At 36.6% G+C, this 20,295-nt stretch carries 22 protein-coding genes and 1 pseudogene; 3 read left to right on the top strand and 20 right to left on the bottom strand.

The window, feature by feature from the left end; genetic code table 11:
* The 14 genes and pseudogenes from AC13EX_RS21010 to AC13EX_RS20945 all read right to left on the bottom strand — a co-directional run bounded on the left by AC13EX_RS21010 (position 1) and on the right by AC13EX_RS20945 (position 10,619).
* Positions 1–801 (bottom strand): alpha/beta fold hydrolase, encoded by an 801-nt coding sequence (locus AC13EX_RS21010; protein ID WP_482894209.1) that lies wholly within the window; start codon positions 799–801, stop codon positions 1–3.
* A 721-nt stretch (positions 802–1,522) separates the two neighbouring features.
* Positions 1,523–2,488, bottom strand: coding sequence for a TIGR03571 family LLM class oxidoreductase (locus AC13EX_RS21005; protein WP_482894208.1), 966 nt, complete (start codon positions 2,486–2,488; stop codon positions 1,523–1,525).
* 54 nt (positions 2,489–2,542) lie between these two features.
* Complete coding sequence (locus AC13EX_RS21000) at positions 2,543–3,481, bottom strand: aldo/keto reductase (RefSeq protein ID WP_482894207.1); 939 nt, start codon at positions 3,479–3,481, stop codon at positions 2,543–2,545.
* Between the two features lie 3 nt (positions 3,482–3,484).
* Positions 3,485–4,693: an MFS transporter gene (locus AC13EX_RS20995; RefSeq protein WP_482894206.1), complete on the bottom strand. Its 1,209-nt coding sequence runs from the start codon at positions 4,691–4,693 to the stop codon at positions 3,485–3,487.
* Positions 4,694–4,718: 25 nt separating this feature from the next.
* Complete coding sequence (locus tag AC13EX_RS20990) at positions 4,719–5,657, bottom strand: cyclase family protein (protein ID WP_482894205.1); 939 nt, start codon at positions 5,655–5,657, stop codon at positions 4,719–4,721.
* Between the two features lie 133 nt (positions 5,658–5,790).
* Complete coding sequence (locus AC13EX_RS20985) at positions 5,791–6,888, bottom strand: L-dopachrome tautomerase-related protein (protein WP_482894204.1); 1,098 nt, start codon at positions 6,886–6,888, stop codon at positions 5,791–5,793.
* Positions 6,889–6,921: 33 nt separating this feature from the next.
* The gene (locus AC13EX_RS20980) at positions 6,922–7,404 is read right to left on the bottom strand and encodes a cupin domain-containing protein (protein ID WP_482894203.1); all 483 of its coding nucleotides are present in this window, start codon (positions 7,402–7,404) and stop codon (positions 6,922–6,924) included.
* A 118-nt stretch (positions 7,405–7,522) separates the two neighbouring features.
* Complete coding sequence (locus AC13EX_RS20975; RefSeq protein WP_482894202.1) at positions 7,523–8,095, bottom strand: Crp/Fnr family transcriptional regulator; 573 nt, start codon at positions 8,093–8,095, stop codon at positions 7,523–7,525.
* Positions 8,096–8,403: 308 nt separating this feature from the next.
* On the bottom strand, positions 8,404–8,763 hold the full coding sequence (locus tag AC13EX_RS20970; RefSeq protein WP_482894201.1) for a helix-turn-helix domain-containing protein: 360 nt from the start codon (positions 8,761–8,763) through the stop codon (positions 8,404–8,406).
* A gap of 342 nt (positions 8,764–9,105) precedes the next feature.
* Positions 9,106–9,273: a hypothetical protein gene (locus AC13EX_RS20965; RefSeq protein WP_482894200.1), complete on the bottom strand. Its 168-nt coding sequence runs from the start codon at positions 9,271–9,273 to the stop codon at positions 9,106–9,108.
* Between the two features lie 70 nt (positions 9,274–9,343).
* Positions 9,344–9,826: a type II toxin-antitoxin system death-on-curing family toxin gene (locus AC13EX_RS20960; protein WP_482894199.1), complete on the bottom strand. Its 483-nt coding sequence runs from the start codon at positions 9,824–9,826 to the stop codon at positions 9,344–9,346.
* Positions 9,827–9,883: 57 nt separating this feature from the next.
* Positions 9,884–10,021 (bottom strand): annotated as a pseudogene (rhuM, locus tag AC13EX_RS20955) (RhuM family protein); the annotation flags it as partial.
* A gap of 59 nt (positions 10,022–10,080) precedes the next feature.
* Complete coding sequence (locus tag AC13EX_RS20950; RefSeq protein ID WP_482894198.1) at positions 10,081–10,293, bottom strand: virulence RhuM family protein; 213 nt, start codon at positions 10,291–10,293, stop codon at positions 10,081–10,083.
* 62 nt (positions 10,294–10,355) lie between these two features.
* Positions 10,356–10,619 carry a helix-turn-helix domain-containing protein gene (locus AC13EX_RS20945; protein WP_482894197.1) on the bottom strand — a complete coding sequence of 88 codons (264 nt, stop codon included), beginning with the start codon at positions 10,617–10,619 and terminating at the stop codon, positions 10,356–10,358.
* Positions 10,620–10,751: 132 nt separating this feature from the next.
* Between AC13EX_RS20945 and AC13EX_RS20940 the strand changes: the two genes are divergently transcribed.
* The gene (locus tag AC13EX_RS20940) at positions 10,752–11,858 is read left to right on the top strand and encodes a Fic family protein (protein WP_482894196.1); all 1,107 of its coding nucleotides are present in this window, start codon (positions 10,752–10,754) and stop codon (positions 11,856–11,858) included.
* 233 nt (positions 11,859–12,091) lie between these two features.
* Here the strand turns inward: AC13EX_RS20940 and AC13EX_RS20935 are convergent, their stop codons facing one another.
* The 5 genes from AC13EX_RS20935 to AC13EX_RS20915 all read right to left on the bottom strand — a co-directional run bounded on the left by AC13EX_RS20935 (position 12,092) and on the right by AC13EX_RS20915 (position 16,789).
* Positions 12,092–12,370, bottom strand: a complete 279-nt coding sequence (locus AC13EX_RS20935) for a hypothetical protein (protein WP_482894195.1) — start codon at positions 12,368–12,370, stop codon at positions 12,092–12,094.
* A 365-nt stretch (positions 12,371–12,735) separates the two neighbouring features.
* Positions 12,736–14,118, bottom strand: a complete 1,383-nt coding sequence (gene mnmE / locus AC13EX_RS20930) for a tRNA uridine-5-carboxymethylaminomethyl(34) synthesis GTPase MnmE (protein ID WP_482894194.1) — start codon at positions 14,116–14,118, stop codon at positions 12,736–12,738.
* Complete coding sequence (locus AC13EX_RS20925) at positions 14,118–14,570, bottom strand: thioredoxin family protein (protein WP_048643688.1); 453 nt, start codon at positions 14,568–14,570, stop codon at positions 14,118–14,120. Before AC13EX_RS20925 ends, mnmE begins: the two co-directional genes overlap by 1 nt.
* A 166-nt stretch (positions 14,571–14,736) precedes the next feature.
* Entirely contained in the window at positions 14,737–15,408 is a 672-nt protein-coding gene (locus AC13EX_RS20920) for a metal-dependent transcriptional regulator (RefSeq protein WP_339715288.1), read from the bottom strand.
* A 256-nt stretch (positions 15,409–15,664) separates the two neighbouring features.
* Positions 15,665–16,789 carry a glycosyltransferase gene (locus AC13EX_RS20915; protein WP_482894193.1) on the bottom strand — a complete coding sequence of 375 codons (1,125 nt, stop codon included), beginning with the start codon at positions 16,787–16,789 and terminating at the stop codon, positions 15,665–15,667.
* A gap of 36 nt (positions 16,790–16,825) precedes the next feature.
* On the opposite strand from AC13EX_RS20915, the gene AC13EX_RS20910 reads away from it, so the two are divergent.
* Both AC13EX_RS20910 and AC13EX_RS20905 read left to right on the top strand, forming a co-directional pair.
* Positions 16,826–17,641 carry a 2,3,4,5-tetrahydropyridine-2,6-dicarboxylate N-succinyltransferase gene (locus AC13EX_RS20910; protein ID WP_482894192.1) on the top strand — a complete coding sequence of 272 codons (816 nt, stop codon included), beginning with the start codon at positions 16,826–16,828 and terminating at the stop codon, positions 17,639–17,641.
* A gap of 14 nt (positions 17,642–17,655) precedes the next feature.
* Positions 17,656–18,258, top strand: a complete 603-nt coding sequence (locus AC13EX_RS20905; protein WP_048643684.1) for a tetratricopeptide repeat protein — start codon at positions 17,656–17,658, stop codon at positions 18,256–18,258.
* 1,335 nt (positions 18,259–19,593) lie between these two features.
* Here the strand turns inward: AC13EX_RS20905 and AC13EX_RS20900 are convergent.
* The gene (locus tag AC13EX_RS20900; RefSeq protein ID WP_482894191.1) at positions 19,594–20,295 is read right to left on the bottom strand and encodes a molecular chaperone DnaJ; all 702 of its coding nucleotides are present in this window, start codon (positions 20,293–20,295) and stop codon (positions 19,594–19,596) included.

Below are 20,295 nucleotides of genomic sequence, written 5' to 3'. Positions count from 1 at the left end.
CTAAGACTTAAGGTACGATTTTATGGCCGCTATTGTTTTTTCAGGTGATGTAAGGTGTGGGCAATGACCGGAAGCTTCAAGCAGTATATAATCGCCATTTTGTAAGTTATCATATACATACTTGCCTACTCTCACGGGTGAAATACTATCTGGGTGACATTGAATAACTAACCCTGGAATGCTCATTTTGTTTAGATCCAGGCGATTATCTCCTAAAAAAGTTACCTTAGCAAAATGTTTGGCAATATCAGGATTCATGCTACAAAAACTATTGTGAAGTTCCTTTGAAAATTCAGGCTTATCAGGGTTTCCTACAATTATTGGCGTAATAAAACTCGACCAGCCAAGATAGTTGCTTTCAAGTGTTTCGATAAGTTCATCAATGTCACTTTTTGAAAACCCTCCAAAGTACACTTCATCATTAATATAACAAGGGGAAGGGCCGATCATTACCATGGATTTGAATAGATCAGGACGCTGCGTTGCTGCAAGTAATCCGATAATGCTACTTACAGAATGGCCTACAAAAATCACCTTTTCAAGCTCCAGGTTTTCAATCAATGAAATGACATCTTCGGCATACCCATTGAGAGAATTGTATTTTTGATAATCATAATGACTTTCATCGGAATTACCGGATCCAACATGATCAAAAAGTACTATGTCATATTCTTCTTCAAAGGCTGGAGTTATAAATCGCCACATATTCTGGTCGCAACCATATCCATGAGCAAATAATATGGTTTGGCTACCATTCCCCATTCGTTTTACGTTGTTCCTTTTAATTATGTCTTTTTCCATCTACCATTTAGTTACGAAAATCGGGCTATTTTATCCATTTAGGCCTATTTTGATAAAATAAATCTTTCTAACTTTATCAAAGAAAACGGACAAGTCTAAGGTGTTGGTTTTCCTAAGAAATTAGTAATTTAGCTACCTTCTTGAAAATCACCATCTATACAGCATTAATGGTTACTTAAGTACCTTAAATAAATTCTATTATTATTTACCGTTCCAATGAAAGCATGTTCAGATTGTCCTTGGATTTAGTGCTTAAGGAATTTCTTGCCTTACTTATGTCCGCCTAAAAAAGGGCATTTTGCCCCTACAATAAACAACCCGAAACCCACAACTAAATGCTTGAAGGCTGAGATAAATTTGGGTGTAAATAAAGCAAGAAAGATAAGGGACTATCTACCTCATAGAAGTAGCTTTTAATGATCAACTTAATAATTGTCCGGACTTAGGCTGTATATAATAGGCAAGACTTCAACAAGAAAATGAAATCCATGGAGTAATCGCTTTTACCTAAGTAATAATGGTTTTTAGAATGTACTTAAACATTATAAAAATAATCATAAATTATTGAAAATAAGCATTATAAATATTTTTATATAAAGTAAATTTGATGTATTTTTTTCGGTCTCTTCAATATACAATTTGTTATTTATTTGAATACTTAAATTGAAAATATTTACTTGAATACATTAAACTAAAGGAAAATTGTTGGCAAGCTTTTTAATCAAATGCCAAAATAAGGCAAAACCTTTTCCTCTATTTTAGCAATTGCCTCACTTACCGGAGTTTCTGATTTGCGCAAATGCAATGCCATATGATCCACGCCGATTTCTTCGTAGGTTTTAAGCAACTCCGTTAAATGATTCACACCAACCCCACCACCAAACCGATGTGGTCTAAATTCAGCATTGTCATCTTTTAATAGGTTTAAGTGGAATGCCGAAATGTATGGCTTGCAAGCTTGATCGGTATCATACAAAGCTTCGCACCATTTCTTTTGATTTAGATAGGTTTCTTCAGGTGTCCTGGGATAATTAAACCAACCATTCGCATTTTTGGCAATCCACTCCATACTTTGTCCCGAATGCCCTGCTATTACCATAGGAATTTTGTTTTTTGGTTTAGGGTAAACAGCTACATCTTGTTTTAAAAACGGATAAAATTGGGATAAATCACTTTCTGTTTTCCAAGCTTCTTGCATTATTTTCAGATGTGCTTTAAACAACTTTGGTCGCTCCTGGTAATTGATTCCATACATAGGAAACTCCACAGGTCTGTCTCCCAAACCTAATCCTAACAATAGTCTGCCATCACTTAAATTTTCGATGGTGGCAGCGGCTTTTGCTAATTTTATAGGTTGTTGTAATGGCAATACTATGGCAGCCGTACCCAACAAAATGTTTTTGGTAGCAGCAGCTAAATAACCCAAGTACGGTAAGGTGTCAAACAGCTGTGCACCATCACCAAAATTAGGGTCGTACACAGGAACATCACGCATCCATAAGGCTGCGAACCCTGCTTCGTCAATTTGTTGTGCTAAGGCTAAATGATTGGAGATATCTGGCACGCCAAAAGGTCTGTTGTCTTCCAAACGTTTGCGATTGCCTTCGGTTGACCAATCGTTATCTAAAGGAAACTCTATACCAAGTGTCATTTTACCTGGTTTGTATAGTTTATCAAATGGATTCATAGTGTGTGTTTAAATTCATCAGGTATCCGCTAAGACACCTGATGAATAGTGTGATTAAGCATTCCAGATACTATCTGTAGTGTATGGTCCGTTGTCAACTTCCCAAAATTTACCGTCAATAAAGCGGTGTGCTTTGTCTAAATCTTTCAACAACACCATATCTTCTTCGGTAAGCGTATGGTTTAATGTCTCTAAATTCTGAAGCAATCTCGCTTCATTTATAGATTTAGGAATTACCGCAATGCCTCGTTGCATCGTATACGCCAATGCTACTTGTGCAGGCGACATATGTCTTGCTTTGGCAATGTTTTTTATCGTATCATTTTCCAACAACCGTAGTGTGGAATTTTCATCAATAAGCGAACCTAAAGGTGCGTATGCAGTTAGTAGAATATTGTTTTGTACGCAGAATGATTGTAATGCGGCTTGCTGTAAAAACGGATGCATTTCCACCTGATTCATCTCTGGTTGATGCACTGCAGTCGCCATTATTTCTTTCAAGTGATTTTCATTGAAATTGCTCACGCCAATATGTTTTGCAAGTCCTTGCTCTAAAGCAGCTTCCATCCCTTTCCAAGTATTGGTTAAAAGCACCTCTGATAATGGAATAAAATCTGATGCTTTTTCTGGCATTTCCGTTCCTTTTTTAAGAGCCACAGGCCAGTGGATTAGATACAGGTCTAGGTAATCTAGTTGCAAATCTTCTAAAGTTTGATTCAACGCAGGAATCACATTCTCTTCACCGTGAGAAGCATTCCATAATTTGGAAGTAACCCATAAATCTTCACGCGTAACCAAACCTTGTTGTATAGCATCGGCAATTGCGTTACCTACTTCTTTTTCGTTTCCGTAAGCTGCAGCACAATCTATATGTCTGTATCCTATTTTAATAGCCGAAAGTATAGCATTGTACACTTCATTTGGTTCAGAACGAAACGTTCCTAAACCTAAAATTGGCATTTCGTCGTTATTTCTAAATTTTAATGCAGTCATTAATTATATTTTTTCTTTTTTAAATAGGACAAGTGTCAATAAGAACCCTACGATTACTAGAATACCACCTACCCAAGGAGTAGCTTCAATACCTAGGCTCGATTCTACAACTATTCCGCCTACATAAGCACCAATAGCAATCCCTACATTAAAAGCGGCAATATTTAAAGCAGAAGCTACATCTTCGGTTCCGGGCAAGTACTTTTCCGCCATTTTTACTACATATAATTGCAATGCAGGCACGTTTGAAAACGCTAATATTCCCATAAAAAACAAGGTTACTATGGCAAAAATCTGACTGGAAGCCGTGAAGTATAACACAAACAACACTATGGCTTGTAAAGCAAACATTACCAATAAGGCTTTGCCTGGTTTGTTGTTAGAGACTTTACCACCTATGATATTCCCAATCGCGATGGCAATACCATAAATTAAAAGGAATACACTAGTCATGTTTGAAGAGAAACCGGTTACTTCTTCCAACAAAGGTGTTAAGTAGGTAAAGGTGACAAATGTACCACCATAACCAAATGCGGTAATGGCCAATACCAATAAAATAGACGGATTTTTAATCACCTTTAATTGGTCTATTAGTCGTAATGGAGCCGATTGTTTGATGTTTTTAGGAACCAAAGCTAAACTAGCTACTGCACCTACTAATCCTAAAAGGGCAACACCTATAAAAGTAGCTCTCCATCCAAAATTTTGACCGATATATGTTCCTAAAGGCACACCGGTTACAATGGCAACCGTTAGACCTGCAAACATTATAGAAATAGCTGTTGCTCGCTTATCTTTTGGAACCAAACTAGCCGCAATGGTAGACCCGATAGAAAAGAATACACCGTGAGCAAAACCTGTTACCACTCTTGATAATAGCAACAACTCAAAACTTGGTGCAATTGCTGCTAATCCGTTACCAATTATAAATAGTAACATTATACCCATTAGTAATTGTTTTCTAGGAATTTTACCTGTTAAGGCAGTTAAAATGGGTGCACCAATGGCAACACCAATGGCGTACAGACTTACTAATAATCCTGCTGATGTTAATGAGGTGCCTAGGTCGTTTGCAACTGTAGACAATAAACCTACAATTACAAACTCTGTAGTACCTATGGCAAATGCACTTATAGTCAATGCCCATAATGCTGCTGGTAGACTCTTCTTTTTTGCTACCGTAGTATCTCTATGTATTGTTGATGTTTCCATAGTTTCTAATCGTTTTTTGTTGTTGTTATTTAATGGCAACAGGGTTTATTTGTACTTGCGTAGAGCCTTCATATAAAGGATGACCTAATACAAAAAGGAATTCCCAAGCTTTATCCTCAACCAACTCATCTACAAGGATATTTTCTAATACTTGCACACCGTATTCAGTTGCCATCATTTGATTTACAGGGAAAGACAATGTGCTATTTTCGTGTGGCACTGCTTCAAAAGACCAGTTGTCTGCACCTGCTGCTACAATTCCTTTTTTACCTAAATAATGTGCAGCTTCAGTACCAATTCCAGGTCCGCCAGCTAAATAGCGTTTATCATCTTTACCCATTAATTTGGTCCATCCTGTATAAAACAAAACCACATCTCCTTTACGGATTTCAACACCTTGTTTTTTGGCTACTTTTTCAATGTCTTCCACTGTAAAAACAGTACCTTCTTTTACAATATCTTGATTGTAATACGAGCGCATATCTAGCACAATACCTCTAGTTACGATTGGAGGTAATTTTTCTAGCCCTAATTTTTTTACACCAGAAACGGTTAAAAAATCTTCAACTTTATGTCCGTTATAATGCACATTGTCTCTACCGTAATGTGCCAATCCGTTTATTTGAGACCCAACACCTGTCCAACCAATTAATTGGTCATCTACGTAGGTGAATTTATTAGAACCTGCAGCAGCAGTTTCTGGTTGTAAAGTTTCAATATGAAAGTATCTGTGACGGAAAGCTGCGGTTTCTGCATTAACCACCATTCCTAAGCGGTATACTTTTCCTTTTTTAACCAATTTTACGGCATCTAAAACCGTTTCTTCATTTAAAAGGTTTAGTGCGCCAATTTCATCATCTGCACCATAAGGTGACGTTGGGACTTGTTGTGCGTTTGTATTTAAAGCAGTAAAAAGTGTAGCTGCTAACGCCATTGTTTTTAATGTATTTACTATTGTTTTCATTTTAATATGTTTTTTAATTTCTGATACAAATTTCCGATTAAAGCTAGGTGTGTGCGAGGATGTACATCACCATTTTAAAGTGATGAATGTCACATTCAACACTGCTCATACATCACCTTATTATTAATTTTATTTAATCTTGAAGCTTCATTTTTAATACCAAATAAGGCGGTTTACTAGCATCTTTTCCTTCATTTAACAAAGGCAGATTATGAAGCTGATTTGCTACGATGTACAAGTAGTTTCCGTGTATGGCAACCCCATCGGGCCAAGACAGGTCTTTTTTTGATTGCGCAATGGTTTTCATTCCAGAAGGTGTGCTTTCTACGATGGCTGAATTTTCAACATCGGTGACATACAATTTACCGTTTGTACCCACTTTAAATCCGTCAGATTTTGGTTTATTGGCATAAAACTCGATGTACTTATTAAGGTCGCTATCTTGCTTACTTTCATCTGCTAATACGGCAGACGGAATACGGTAAATTTTGGTATTTCCCATTGCACCATAGTAGATATACTTGTTTTCGTCATCTATGGAAATTGGGTTTAACGGATATCTTGGCTCAATGGTAGTACCGTTTTTTCTTTTGTGGGATACTAATCTACCGTGAATTTTCACTGGTTCATCTGCAGACAAAAATGAAGCATTCCCTTCTAGAACTCGTCTTATATAACCTGTTTCTAAGTTTATTACTACAAAAGCTGGCGCAATTGGCGGATTTAAAGCATCGGTCATATCTGCAATGACAGCAGTATTGTTCTTAACATCAATCACAAAATCCTGTAAAAAAGGTTTTGATGACAATACCGTATTTGGAATAGGAAAAACCTTTGTGACATTACTGGTAACCAAATCAAACCCAACTAATTTTGGAGCTTGATTTTGTTTTACATTACCCATATCCAAGACCCAAAGAATTCCATTAGCATCGGCTTGAATTCCGATGGTTGAATTGATACCTTTTATGCTTCCATTTTCAGGTTTTACTATCCACTCTTTATCTCCAAACGGAATGGCTTCTCCATTAGGCAAAATTTCTTTCACCATATATTTAGAAGCACTTAAGGCACTCATTGTTACAAATATTCTTCCGTCGTTTGACACCGTTATATTCCCTGGTCTTGATTCTGGAAATGTTGCTATAGTTTCTAATTGTGTTTGTGCTAATAGTGTAAAATTCATTACAAATGCGAACAAGGCTGTTTTTATAATTATTATAGTTTTCATAATTATTGTTTTTTAAAATTGAATGTGATTTGATTAGTTGCCTAAAAATTTCTTTTGCATTGTAGGGTCTACCCAGATTACATCGCTTGGGTCTCTAGCAATGGCATCAAAAACGAGTACATCTAACGGACCTTCTAAAATTTTTCCGTTTCCGTGTGCTGTGCCTTTACCCCAAAATAATAGGTCGCCTTTTCCTGCAACAACAGGACCTTTATCGGCTACATAAAATTCTGCTTTGCCATTTAAAATGTAGAGGTAGGCATCAGACTTTGCGTGGTAGTGCATAGGCACTTCGTCGTACAACCTAAAAATTCTAACACCTGCCTGTTCGCGATCTAATAATCTGATGTCTTTAATGATTCCCTTATGATTTTTAGGGAGTAGCGTTAGGTATTCATCAATATTGATAATACCGTAGGAGTTACCCATTAACGGTCTCTTTTCTTCTTGCGCATAGGCGTTAAAACCAATAGCAATTACCGTAAATAATAGAAAAAGTGTTCTTGTAGTTTTCATAGTACATTGTATTTAATTGTTCGATACAAAATTCTATGAAAACCGAGAGGTGTGCGAGGACATACATCACCAATTTAATGTGATGTAGATCAATTTTAATTAGGGATAGGATTTACGCTTAATTATTAAAGCGACTTAAAGTTTCTCGGGAAACGCCCAAATAAGCAGCGATTAATTTTTTAGGAACCCGTTGAACCAATTGGGGTAGTTTATTTAATAGGTAAGCATACCTGCTTTCGGCAGTCATGGTAAGCAAAGAAAGGATCCTTTGTTGCAAGTTAATATAACCATGGTTTGATTTAATCCTGAAAAAATTGGCCATTGCGGGCACTTTAAAGCAAATCTTTTCCCTATTCTCTAAAGACAAACAGAAGAACTCAGAATCTTCAAGACAATCCACAAAAATAGTCCCCGGTTCTTGATGCTGAAAAGCGCAATGATCACTTACCCAATAGTTTTCCATGGCAAATTGAAGAATATGCTCTTTGCCTTTATCGTCTATGGAATATGCTTTTACCAAACCTTTTATAATCCAATACTCAAAATCTACCGCCTGTCCTGCTTGGATTAAAAACTGATGCTTTTTATAGCTTTTAAATTCAAAATGAGATTTGACAAAATGCCATTCCTCATCAGTTATCGAGACAATTTCTTCAATATGTTGCCTTAAAAGGGAGTACTTGTCTTGCATTGGGTAAAATTATACAAAAATATCAAAGGAAGGAGCCTTAAGATTGAAGGTTTTTATGAATTGTCAATGACTATGAATCAATCAAGCAAATCAAATTTAGGGTATTTGCTAGTTTAAAACCATTATTTAAGACAATAGTTAAATTGGGTTTCCAAAATACGCAAGATAGAACGGTGAGGGTTTACTTATAGGCATCTTAACAGGCAGAGTATTACTAGTGCTGAAATAAAAATTTAATTTCAAAAGTTAAAAAATAAATAGGTATTTGAGTTTAATAAACTGATAAATAGAAGCATGAGTCTGTAGGTTTAAACTCCTAAAACGATAGAAGCTTCAATATCAAGTTTTCGGCTTATCTCACGAGCCACTTTTAGTGTAGGTTCACTTTTTCCATTGAGATATTCGCTAATTCTTGAACTGCTTATGCCTAAGAAATTAGAAAGGGCTTTTTGGTTTAAGCCACGCTCATGCATTCTTAATTTAATGGCTTCTGCAAGGTTAGGTGGTGATACAGGAAAATTCGCTTCTTCATAATCTGCAACTAAATCTGAGAGTATATTTAATTTAATAAACCCCTTAGCTTCAGTATTTTCTATATTATCTGGATTAGAAAGCAATTCTTCAATTCTTTCTAATATGGCATTGTATTCTTTTTTTGATTTGATCATACTTAGATATTTTGGATGTCTTTAATTTTGTCATATTCTGTATGGATGGTTAAAGTAATCTCAAAAAAAAATCATGAAAATTTGTTAATTAGATGTTTAAATATATATGATTAAAGTGATTTTAAACTTAATTTAACCTTACTTCCCAATACAGTAAGTGTTAACTATTTTAAATTCAGTGTTTTTAAGGGGGAAGTTTTACAGGAGTTGTACAAAATAGAATCTTATAAGGTCAATTAAATCAATTCTTTACAATTTCGATTGATATTTTAATAATCTCCTTAAATTTTACGGTTTTCTCCCTATTAATATACGATGATTATTAAAGGATTGGTTAGTTACTTAATCTGCCTTAATATCACGATCACGGGTATGTCCTTTTAGCTCAGTTCGTACAAATTCTTTACCCGCATTTTTTTCACCTTTCCAAAATAGGTTTCTCTTATGCTTTCGTAAATGTTTGGCCCATTCACCGGAAACAGTTAGATGTCCTTTTTTCTTATGTGCCATAGTCTTGAGTTTTAGAATTCTGTTTTAATTGACTATCCCAATCAAGTACGGTTCCTATTCAGTACACTGATCACCAATTTTTCACCGTATCCATTTCCTCTGGTTTGCTTGATGCAATAAACAAAGTTAAACTGGCTAAGGCATCATTACTGATGATCGGGTTGCCGCCTCTGTTATGAAGCAGCTTATTTTGCTGCAAAAAGAGAAGAAAGCAGGCTGCGGCAATTCTTTTATTGCCATCCACAAATCCATGGTTTTTCACAATCAGGTAAAGAAGGGTAGCGGCTTTTTCTTCCAGGGTAGGGTAGAAGTCTTCTTTTCCGAAGCCTTTACTGATTTGTGCGATTGCATTCTCAAAGCTTCCGTCTTTTTCTTTACCAAATACACCAGATTCAAAATCTGATCTCATGGATTTTATTACCTCTTGATAATCTGATAATTCAGGGTAGGTTGCTTTTCTATTTCTTAGTCCTTTTTTATCCAGGTTTTCATGATCATAATCATCAAGCAATTCCAAACCTTTTGCAAAGTAATTCAGCCATTCAAAATCCAAGTATTGTCTTTCTTCTTTTTGCTGAATTGCTCTGCTTAAAATTCGTATTCCATCTTTTAGGGTTTGTACTTCTTTTTGCTTCTGGGCAAGTCTATTTTCATTGTTTGCATAGCCTTGAATTAGGTAGTCCTTTAACCGTTTTGTTGCCCATTGTCGGAATTGAACACCTCTTTTGGAATTGACTCTATAACCAATTGAGATAATTGCATCTAGGTTATAGAATTTTATTGTCCGCTTGACCTTTCGTTTGCCTTCTATTCAACTACCGAGGAATCCTCGGTAGTTGAAATTTCATCCAATTCTTCATCTTTGTAAATATTTTTTAAGTGGAGACTGATGGTGTCTGAATCTTTATCAAAAAGTTCAGCCATTTGCTTTTGGTTCAGCCAAACAGTGTCCTGTTCAAACTTTACCTCAATTTGAGTCTGACCGTCAGTTCCTTGGTATATTTCAATTTGGTTTTCCATTCTAAACTCTAAAATTTACTATTACTCGCATTTTTGCATTCTCGACTCACCATCATCTTCTTTTATTTAACTAGCTTACTATCTTTTTCACCAATGGGTGTCAATATATACCCAAACAGGCTTAATACCTGATTTATCTTTGACAAGTTTAGATTTTCTATGCCTTGCTCGATTTTTCTGATCACAGTAAGCGCTACTCCGGCTTTGTCAGCAAATTCTTCTTGAGTTAAGCCTAGTTGCTTTTTTTTGGCTGTTACAAATTCAACTATATGGTTCATTTTGTGTGCATTTTCATATAAAATATATAATTTATATGCTTTTTTCATACTTAATATTCAATTGAAATTAAAATGTTTTTTTTCAAATGTTGTGGCAGAATTGAAATATGAGCTATAGCATGTTATTCTATAACTCATTTATTTCGTATTATTGAGCTATAGAATAAAGTTTTATAACTTATGAAATGGGTTTGGGAGAGACCGAATTGGCCAAATTTCACATTTGACGCATCGGCATTCATACATTTGGAACGCGAATTTCATCGAAATACGGGTTTGATTTTAGGTGCTCTTAGTTCAGTGTCGAATATAGATTCAGCCGAACTACAAGTGACACTTTTGAGTAATGAAGCGCTGGATACCTCAAAAATTGAAGGAGAAATATTGGACAGAGATTCTGTTCAGTCATCCATCCGGGGTCAGCTAGGATTAAAAACTGATGGAAGAAGGATAGGTCCCAAAGAAACAGGAGCTTCCCGAATGATGGTGGATCTCTACAAAAGTTACAGTGAACCACTTGAAAAAGAGCGTTTATTTACCTGGCATCAAATGATTATGAACGGGAGGATCGATTTGGAAATTGTTGGAGGTTACCGAATTCATGAAGATCCGATGCAGATTGTATCTGGGAGATTGGATTTGCCCAAAGTTTTCTATGAGGCTCCACCATCTCACAGGGTGCCAAACGAAATGAAAAATTATCTTCTTTGGTTCAATCGAGCTTTTAGCGAAGAAATGCCTACGCTGATTCATGCAGGTTTGGCACATCTGTATTTTGAATTAATTCACCCTTTTGAAGACGGAAATGGGCGAATAGGGCGCGCCATTGCAGAAAAAGCCTTGGCTATGGGAGCCAAACATTCCTTGATCACTTCACTGTCCAGTACTATAGAGCGAAAGAAAAAGGCTTATTATCAGGCATTGGAGCGTGCCAATGGCTCTTTGGAGGTTACAGACTGGTTAGTTTATTTTTCTGAAGAGGTATTGGAAGCCCAAACCAATGTGCAGAAGTTAATTCTATTTATCGTGGAAAAAGCCAGATACTTTGAGCACTTCCGAAATAAACTGAATGAGCGTCAGTCCAAAGTGGCATTACGGTTGTTTCAAGAAGGACCGGAGGGTTTCAAAGGGGGGCTAAGTGCCCAGAACTACATTCGTATTAGCAAAACTTCTGCCGCTACTGCAACCAGGGATTTAGCAGAAATGGTCACCCTCGGAGCCCTAAAAAAGACTGGAAAATTGAGGCACACACGCTACTATCTCCCGATGGTGGAAATCTCACATTGATTTTATTTCACTATATATTTCTTGCCGTCTGCCTCCAGCTGTTTCAAAATTGAAATGGTCAATTCTAATTCTTTTGACTTGTAGCTATTATTTATGTATTTAACTACAGCAGGTTGTTGAACATCAAAAATTAAAGCCTAATAGTGCGCATCAAAACTAACATTCTCTACTTTAAACCTCACCTCAATCTGAATCTTGCCCTTTTTTCATTGATATATTTCGCTTATCCTACTTTACTGAAAAACAAGGTATTTTGAAAAGAAAGAAAGAGCTTTGGTTTCAAAGTGTTCGGCAATGCGGTTGAGGTGGTAACCTTCGTAGCTTTCATACAGGTGCTCGATCTGGTAAGCACCAATACCACATGCAGCTTTTTGGTGCTTAGCTATAACACTATCCTCTCTGCCGGCATTCATTCCTATGGCATTTAGCTTTTTCAGGTTTGGGATATATTGATCAATTGTGGTGAGTGTTCGATTTGCGATGATCTTATAGATAATTTCCTGCCTGGGCAAGTACAGGGAAGTTTCTGTCAGGATCCGTTTGATAAGAAGCAGGGAGATAGACTGTCACATCTCGGTCTGCAGGATCACCGATCAGGTTTCCCTCTAGTGCGCGACTATGTACTTTGACTCGTTCTTTGTTTCCTTTTTGTGTCTGGGTCTCAGTAAATCCAAGGCATAGGAGTAGGGTAAATAAATTTAGTGTTTTTCATAAGTTAATGGGTTTAGGTTATTTGTGAAAATAGGTCAAAATGAGTTGTTGCCTAACCAATCCAAGAAAAATTAAGCTTCAATTGGCATGACACTAGCCACTTTTGAAAGTTTAAGTTGTAACCTGGTATATTGCTTTAAAAAATGCGATTTGTCACCTTAAGTCCTTACTTCCCGATACAAAACTTGCTAAAAATATTCGCAAGTAAATCGTCTGTGGTGATTTCTCCGGTGATCTCACCAAGGAAATGTAAAGAACGACGGATGTCCATGGCCAAGAAATCATTGGTTACTTCTTCGTCAAGTCCTGTCAAAACATCCAGTAGGGATTGGCGGGTTCTAGTCAATGAATCGTAGTGGCGAATATTGGTGACAATGGTGTTTCCCGTCCTGAACTTGTCCAGATTTACCAGTTCCAGTATCCGGCTCGTTAAGCTTTCCAAGTTTTCTTTTTTTCCTGCAGAAATGAAAATAGTGTCCGGGTAAGCCTTCTTTAATTCATTGATAAATAATGGATTGGCCTTGTCTACTTTATTGGCTACTTTAAGGAAAGGGATTCCTAGATTTTCTAATTTATTAATGTCTTTGCTGATTTCCACCATGTCCGTATCTCCCAAATCAAATAGATAGAGGATCAGTGATGCGGCTTTCATCTTCTCATGCGTTCGACTTACACCCATGGCTTCAAGCACATCAGTGGTTTCTCGGATTCCGGCAGTATCTGTAAACCTAAAAATCACGCCGCCAATATTGATTTCGTCTTCGATAAAGTCACGAGTGGTTCCGGCTATATCCGAAACAATGGCTTTTTCTTCTTTGAGTAAAGCGTTGAGTAGGGTGGACTTACCTGCATTTGGTTTTCCTGCAATTACGGTTGGTACCCCATTTTTTATCACATTTCCCAAGTCAAAGCTGCTGATCAATTGCTCCACAACACGGAGTAATTTTTCTACAAGAATTCGCAAATCATCTCTGCTGGCAAATTCTACATCCTCCTCTGTGAAGTCCAGTTCCAATTCTATCATAGAAGCAAAATGAATCAACTCTGTACGAAGACTGGCAATTTCACCAGAAAACCCACCACGCATTTGATTCATGGCAGCTTGGTGAGAAGCTTCGGAATCACTGTGAATTAAATCTGCTACCGCTTCTGCCTGTGCCAGGTCAAACTGTCCATTTAAAAAAGCCCTTTGCGTAAATTCACCCGGTAGGGCAGGGCGGGCCCCCTTTCTGACCAGCAATTTTATTACTTGGTTGATAATATAAGAAGAGCCGTGAGTAGAGATTTCTACCACGTTTTCTTTGGTAAAAGACTTAGGCGCAACAAATAAGGAAACTAGCACTTCATCGATTACTCGCTTTTCATCCCGAATGGTTCCAAAATGAATGGTGTGACTTTCCTGCTTCTCCAGGTCCTTGCCATAAAAAACCTGATTGGCCATTTTTATGGCATTGTTTCCGGAAAGGCGGATAACTGCGATTGCACCTACACCTTGAGGTGTGGCCAAAGCGATGATGGTATCTTCTTTTTGACTAAAATGCAAGGCCATTAATGATCGAAATTTTCGAGTAAAATTTTAAGTGAGCTGATAAAATTATCCGGTTCCCTATAGCCGGGAAGCTGAGTGATATTTTCCATGGCAGCATCCATAACTACAAAATTTGGATAAGACCTTACCCTCATATTATAAGCCATCATTTGTTCGGTGTATTCTTTTCCTTTGAATTCAAACTTCCTTTTCCTGTCTTCAGCATTTAGCTTAACAGCATAAAAGTTTTCGTTGACGTATTCGATGACTTTGGAATCAGTAAAAGTATTTCTATCCATTTTTTTGCACCAGCCACACCAATCGGTGTAAACATCCACTAAAACCATTTTTGGTTTTTCGGCTGTCTTTTCTATTGCCTCCTCAAAGCTGTACCAAGTGATCTCATTTTTTTGTGCGGTAGCTAGTTGTTGAACAAAAACCAGCAACACCAGAAGTCCTACTACTTTTTTCATGTCTGTGTTTTATAATATTTTCTTAAAGCTGTTCATTTCAGATTGACAAAAATTAATAAATTTTATCAAGTAAACCTTGTTGTTAATTTGAGGTCTTTATTACTATAGTTAATTTTCAAGTCAAGATTTTAAAGAACCTTTTAATTTTCAAATCGGTTCCATTCCATTAAAGAGGATGAAGCATTACCTGAATATTGGCAGCGACTTCCTTAGATACAAACACCTTTTTCTGATTGTCAATAAATAATTCCAGAGAACCATCGTAGTCTACTTTTTCCAAGACAAGAACTTTTGCACCTATATAGATACCTACCTTGTCAAGGTATTTTAAAAAGGCAGCACTTGTGTCACTTACCGAAACAATTTTCCCACTTTGTCCTACAGGAACTTCCTGAAGGATTATTCTTGGCTTGGTGCTTAACTCCCCAAATTCATCCGGGATAGGATCTCCATGTGGATCAAATTTGGGAAATCCCAGGTATTCATCCAGGCGACGGACGAGAAGGGGAGCCTTTACATGTTCCAATTCTTCTGCAATTGCATTGACCTCATCCCAGCTAAATTTTAATTTGTCTACCAAAAATACTTGCCATAAGCGGTGCCTTCTTATGATATGAAGTGCTGTTTTTCTACCCTCATCAGTTAAGCTTACACCATAGTATTTCCTATAATCAATCAATTGTTTTTCCGCCAATTTTTTTAGCATATCGCTCACTGAGGCGGCCTTCGTATTGACCGCTGCAGCAATCTCATTTGTGGATACTTTCTCCAGACCTTCCGCTACAAGGTTGTAAATGGTTCGCAAATAATTCTCTTCCGCTTGACTCAGGCTTATCATAAAAACTAAATTTCTGCAAATTTATAATTTAGACTGGTCTAAAAAAATATTTAATTTATGTCTAAATCAACTGTGGATAACTGTGTTCTTATCTTTTTCGTTAATTTAGTTTACCCAATAAATTAATTTAGACAGGTCTAAAAAATTGATAAAGCATTGTTTATCAATGATTTACAAATACAAATTTTAATAAATTTGAAAAATTAGACCTTAAAAAGGTATATTGGAAAAGTACAAATGGGGAGTTTTGCTCAGGTTATTGACCCGCTAATTCACCTATTAATTGTTGGAATTTTATTCCTTCTATTGACCAATCAACGTTTTCATCGGGTAAAAACCGGTAAAAATCAATGCTTAAGAGCGTTTTCCACACCATAAAAGCATTCTCAATAGCTAAAAAATCTACACACATTCCTGCCGGATACTTATCCACAATCTCTTTCCACACTGGATTATCGGTAATTAAAATCACTTTCTGATGGGCTATTCCTTCATAAAGTTTGGTTGGAACCTTATCCTTTATACTTGGTAGCAAATGATAGGGCAATAACAGCACATCTGCCTGGTCTATCTTCTCTTGAATAAAGACTGCTGGTAAGGGGCTTGAAGAAAGAAATAGATTTACCCCTGCTTTTGATTGGTAACGTGTTTGTAATTCATTTGAAAAGCTTTCCATAGGACAATGGCCAACAATGGTTAACTTTGCATGAGGGAGTTGTTCTTGTAGCTTTAGGAACCATTTAATGGCCTCTAGCACGCCGTAAACGGGTGTGATGGTGCCACTGATTATAAAATGAACCGCATTGGCATTGGTTATTCTAAAAGAGCCCTTTGTTATTGGAGGAATTGAAGCCTTATTTTCTACTATTGTGTAGTTCTTAATGGCAGACATTTCCTTGGCGTAACATTTCTCCGCAAAAATATAGTGATCAATGGCTGGCTGACTGAATTTTTCAGCAGTTTTGACCAAGAGAATAGCTAAATTTCGAACCAAAAAGGGTAATGTTTGGTTGCAGGATATATTTTTGGAATAGTTTTCCTGAACATCATAGATCAAGCGGTAGCCAAGCATCCATTTCCCTATTGTAGCCATTGGTAGTAATTCGTAGGTGGTGACAATGACTATTGCAGGTTTAATTTTGAAAAGCTGCTGAAGGAACCTAAATGGGACAAATAGTCGGGAAATATGAGTTCGTGGGCCAGAAAAAATCTCTATTAGGCGTATATTTTTGACCTTAGGCGTTTTTTTTGTTGAAAACCCTATGATGTTAAGGTCGTATTTATTTGTTTCACGAATTGAAAATCCCAGCTTATACAACACTCTGGAATCATCCACTGGTTTGAGGACAGAAGCGAATATAATGGGGATTTTTTGAGGCATAAAATTGAAAAATCAAACTAAGCTAATATTAAATTTATGGATTTACAGCATATTATTGAAAAAGCCTGGGACAACAGGGAGCAATTGAATGAAAAAGATGTCCAAATCGCGATTAAAACTGTTATAGCGGACCTTGACAATGGTAAACTTAGGGTGGCTGAGCCTGAAGGCGATGGTACTTGGAAGGTAAATGATTGGGTAAAGAAAGCTGTAATCCTTTATTTTCCCATTCAAAAAATGAGAACTATTGAGGTTGGACCTTTTGAATTTCATGATAAAATGGCGCTTAAAACCAATTATGCCAAGCAAGGAATCAGAGTAGTTCCTCATGCTGTGGCAAGATATGGCGCGTTTCTTGCTAGTGGTGTAGTGATGATGCCTTCTTATGTCAATATCGGTGCTTATGTAGACAGTGGAACCATGGTTGATACTTGGGCTACTGTAGGATCATGTGCACAGATAGGAAAGAACGTTCACCTTAGTGGTGGAGTAGGCATAGGAGGCGTTTTGGAACCCATTCAAGCAGCACCTGTCATTGTTGAAGATGGTGCTTTTATAGGATCCAGAGCTATCATAGTAGAGGGAGTAAGAATTGGTAAAGAGGCCGTTATTGGTGCAGGTGTTACTCTTACTGCAAGTTCTAAAATCATCGATGTAACTGGCGATAAACCAGTAGAGTACAAAGGGTATGTTCCTGATAGATCAGTAGTTATACCAGGAACATTAAATAAAAAGTTTAATGCTGGTGAATACCAGGTTCCTTGTGCACTTATCATCGGTCAAAGAAAAGCTTCGACAGATTTAAAGACTTCTCTCAATGATGCTCTCAGAGATAACAGTGTAGCAGTCTAATTTCAATTTAATATATGATTTCAATTAAAAACCTATTAAGCATATTTCTATTGGCTTCCTTTTTTGTGGCTTGTGGAAACAATTCGTCCAATAAAGGGGATGCCTTTTACAGTGAAGGACAGTACAAAGAAGCAATTATGGCTTATGCCAGTTACCTGGAAAATAAGCCTAATCATGTTAAAGTTCTTTACAATAAAGGAAGGGCACATGAAGAGTTGGATGAATTTAAATTGGCAGAGCAAAGTTTTAAGCAGGCCTTGAAACATGATTCAAAGAATACTCAGATCTTGCTTAGCCTTTCAAATTTGTACCATAACAATGGAAAACCTGAATTGGCGCTAATGTATGCCGACAATGCAGTATCTGTCTCCGGTGCACCAGCAATGGCTTATTTTCTAAAGGCCAGGTCCATGCATAGTTTAGGCAATGTAAAGGAAGCACTGAGAGAATACAATACAGCTATAAAAATGAGTCCTACCAATGGTCAGGCCTATTATTACAGAGGAATGCTGTATGCAGCTACTGATCAGATAGGAAATGCTTGTAAGGATTTTAAAGCGGCAGTAAAGAATGATTATGCTCCTGCAAAGGAATCGATTAAAAAGTATTGTAAATAATAAGAGTTTGTCTCTTACTTATATGATTTAAAAGGCCTGATTAATTCAGGCCTTTTTTTATACCCAAAAAACGATTCTATTGATTGTAGCTAAATTTAGGTCAACTGAATTAAATTGTATTTAATTATAGACAATGTAATATTTATCAATGAGTTATGATAGTTGATATTCTTCTTCAATAATCTTTTTTAGCCTAATACTTGAACTGGTATTAATCGACCTTGGACTATTATTGGCAGCTCTCCGCTTAAGAATATTGAAAATGCTAAAGCTCTTTTACTAAGGTCTGAAAAATGAACTCTTAAATAATTATATGGTAGTAACCGTGGATAGCCCTAGGCTTGAATAGTTTCTCTTTTAATGATAGTTGAATCATTATTCTGACTCAAGTTTAATTAAACTGAATTGTAGTTAGATGTTTACTAATGTTTGGTATTCAGTTGTTTAAGGTTGTTTTGAATCTAGCTTACCATTTGCTTTCGGATTATTTGACCAAGTTTATTTCTTCTAAGGGAAAAGAAGTTTATTCCTGAGTTATGCTTTACTTATTTATCTGGTAGATGCTAAAAGTATCTGTTGCTCTTAAAAGAATTTGTTACTTAATCTTTAAATTACGTCAAAAGGAATTATTGAACTTTATTCAGTTAGATTGACCTTAAGTTGGTGTGTGGTAACGCTTTGTAATTAAGTAAGTTATAGTTTAATATTAGATTCAATCCTCAAGCCTATAACATGGAATTTTAAAAGTCTAATGTTCCTGTGCTAACAAGAATTATTGTTTCAGGTTTATCTTGTTAATCTAAAAACCTAAGCAATAGAGATAAATGAAATTGCTATCAAAATTGCCTTATTACACTTTCCCAAGAAGGGGGAAGGATTCAAGATAATTGTTTGTTTCTGTTAAATATTGTTCAAATAAATTAAACTTCAACCAATGTTACGGAAAAACTTGGTTATCATTAATATAGCTTAATTTATTTAACCCGGATTAAGTAATAGGATTTCTCCGCCCTGACAATGGTCAGGGGTGAAGCCTGTCCCGTGTTTACGGGAAGTGTTGCAATCGCAAGAAAATCAGGCTGTTTGGAGATTTTAGGATAGCACCGCTATGGTGAAATTGAAAACAGCAACGAAGTGGCTGATTTTAAAGCTATTTCAGCACGTAGTAGAATGTCTATTGCATATTTCGGGTTTAAGCCTTCTCTTTAGCAAAACATCAAAAAGTTACACCCTTTAGAAAGAGGAACTCTTAATACTTACTTAGATAAAAATGCATTGTTTAACCCTTAATGATAAATTCAATAAGGCAAGTTTGAAAGAGGGGTAAATAAGGGATTACTTTTCAGGAGCAGTGTGGTCGCATAATTCTTCTGTCAGGATATGTCCCGAACCTTCACATACCAGGCAAAAATCAGTTTCCACTAAAGTGCCATGACAAGATGTACAGGTTAGTCTCCCTTTGCCGGAGCATCGCTCGCATTCAAAGTATTCTACTATATTAAAGACATTCTTTTTGGTGACAAGACCATCTCCAGCACATCTGCTACAGCCAATGACACCTCTACCTCTACAAAGGGAGCAGGATTGCTCTGATTTACCTTCTCCATGACAGGTGGTGCAAGTACCATATCTATAACCTCTGGCATCACAATACTCGCAAGAAGCGATTTCTTCCAAAGGATGGGCCAATTCAGCTTGTAAAGCTTTTGCCTGTCTGTAATAACTACCTTTAAAACCATTGAGATCAAGGTATTTGTTAACAAAGCTTTGTGCGTTGTGGTATTGCCTTAATTCAAATAGTGTTTTAGAAAACAAATAAGGCATTTCAGGTGGAATGGGCTGGTTGCTTTCGATGATATCTCTAAAAATCCCATTGGCTTTTTTAAAGTCTCCATTGTCCATTGCAGACGAGGCCTTTTCTAACATGGCTGAGGTAGTACCTAAATTAGGGCTTATTTGTGCATAGGAGCTAAAGGAATGAAATAGACCAAAGGATAAAAACAGGAGTAAAAGTAAGAGATAAGGGCGTTTTTTCAT

It is taken from the genome of Cyclobacterium sp. L-R (assembly GCF_056859355.1).
The sequence above is the reverse complement of the archived record's forward strand: the minus strand, read 5'-3'. Positions and strand labels throughout refer to the sequence as shown.

What these genes read in the sequence shown, in the direction of transcription:
- AC13EX_RS21010 (WP_482894209.1), bottom strand. Translation starts at nt 801, where the DNA reads ATGGAAAAAGACATAATTAAAAGGAACAACGTAAAACGAATGGGGAAT.
- AC13EX_RS21005 (WP_482894208.1), bottom strand. Translation starts at nt 2,488, where the DNA reads ATGAATCCATTTGATAAACTATACAAACCAGGTAAAATGACACTTGGT.
- AC13EX_RS21000 (WP_482894207.1), bottom strand. Translation starts at nt 3,481, where the DNA reads ATGACTGCATTAAAATTTAGAAATAACGACGAAATGCCAATTTTAGGT.
- AC13EX_RS20995 (WP_482894206.1), bottom strand. Translation starts at nt 4,693, where the DNA reads ATGGAAACATCAACAATACATAGAGATACTACGGTAGCAAAAAAGAAG.
- AC13EX_RS20990 (WP_482894205.1), bottom strand. Translation starts at nt 5,657, where the DNA reads ATGAAAACAATAGTAAATACATTAAAAACAATGGCGTTAGCAGCTACA.
- AC13EX_RS20985 (WP_482894204.1), bottom strand. Translation starts at nt 6,888, where the DNA reads ATGAAAACTATAATAATTATAAAAACAGCCTTGTTCGCATTTGTAATG.
- AC13EX_RS20980 (WP_482894203.1), bottom strand. Translation starts at nt 7,404, where the DNA reads ATGAAAACTACAAGAACACTTTTTCTATTATTTACGGTAATTGCTATT.
- AC13EX_RS20975 (WP_482894202.1), bottom strand. Translation starts at nt 8,095, where the DNA reads ATGCAAGACAAGTACTCCCTTTTAAGGCAACATATTGAAGAAATTGTC.
- AC13EX_RS20970 (WP_482894201.1), bottom strand. Translation starts at nt 8,763, where the DNA reads ATGATCAAATCAAAAAAAGAATACAATGCCATATTAGAAAGAATTGAA.
- AC13EX_RS20965 (WP_482894200.1), bottom strand. Translation starts at nt 9,273, where the DNA reads ATGGCACATAAGAAAAAAGGACATCTAACTGTTTCCGGTGAATGGGCC.
- AC13EX_RS20950 (WP_482894198.1), bottom strand. Translation starts at nt 10,293, where the DNA reads ATGGAAAACCAAATTGAAATATACCAAGGAACTGACGGTCAGACTCAA.
- AC13EX_RS20945 (WP_482894197.1), bottom strand. Translation starts at nt 10,619, where the DNA reads ATGAAAAAAGCATATAAATTATATATTTTATATGAAAATGCACACAAA.
- AC13EX_RS20940 (WP_482894196.1), top strand. Translation starts at nt 10,752, where the DNA reads ATGAAATGGGTTTGGGAGAGACCGAATTGGCCAAATTTCACATTTGAC.
- mnmE (WP_482894194.1), bottom strand. Translation starts at nt 14,118, where the DNA reads ATGGCCTTGCATTTTAGTCAAAAAGAAGATACCATCATCGCTTTGGCC.
- AC13EX_RS20925 (WP_048643688.1), bottom strand. Translation starts at nt 14,570, where the DNA reads ATGAAAAAAGTAGTAGGACTTCTGGTGTTGCTGGTTTTTGTTCAACAA.
- AC13EX_RS20920 (WP_339715288.1), bottom strand. Translation starts at nt 15,408, where the DNA reads ATGATAAGCCTGAGTCAAGCGGAAGAGAATTATTTGCGAACCATTTAC.
- AC13EX_RS20915 (WP_482894193.1), bottom strand. Translation starts at nt 16,789, where the DNA reads ATGCCTCAAAAAATCCCCATTATATTCGCTTCTGTCCTCAAACCAGTG.
- AC13EX_RS20910 (WP_482894192.1), top strand. Translation starts at nt 16,826, where the DNA reads ATGGATTTACAGCATATTATTGAAAAAGCCTGGGACAACAGGGAGCAA.
- AC13EX_RS20905 (WP_048643684.1), top strand. Translation starts at nt 17,656, where the DNA reads ATGATTTCAATTAAAAACCTATTAAGCATATTTCTATTGGCTTCCTTT.
- AC13EX_RS20900 (WP_482894191.1), bottom strand. Translation starts at nt 20,295, where the DNA reads ATGAAAAAACGCCCTTATCTCTTACTTTTACTCCTGTTTTTATCCTTT.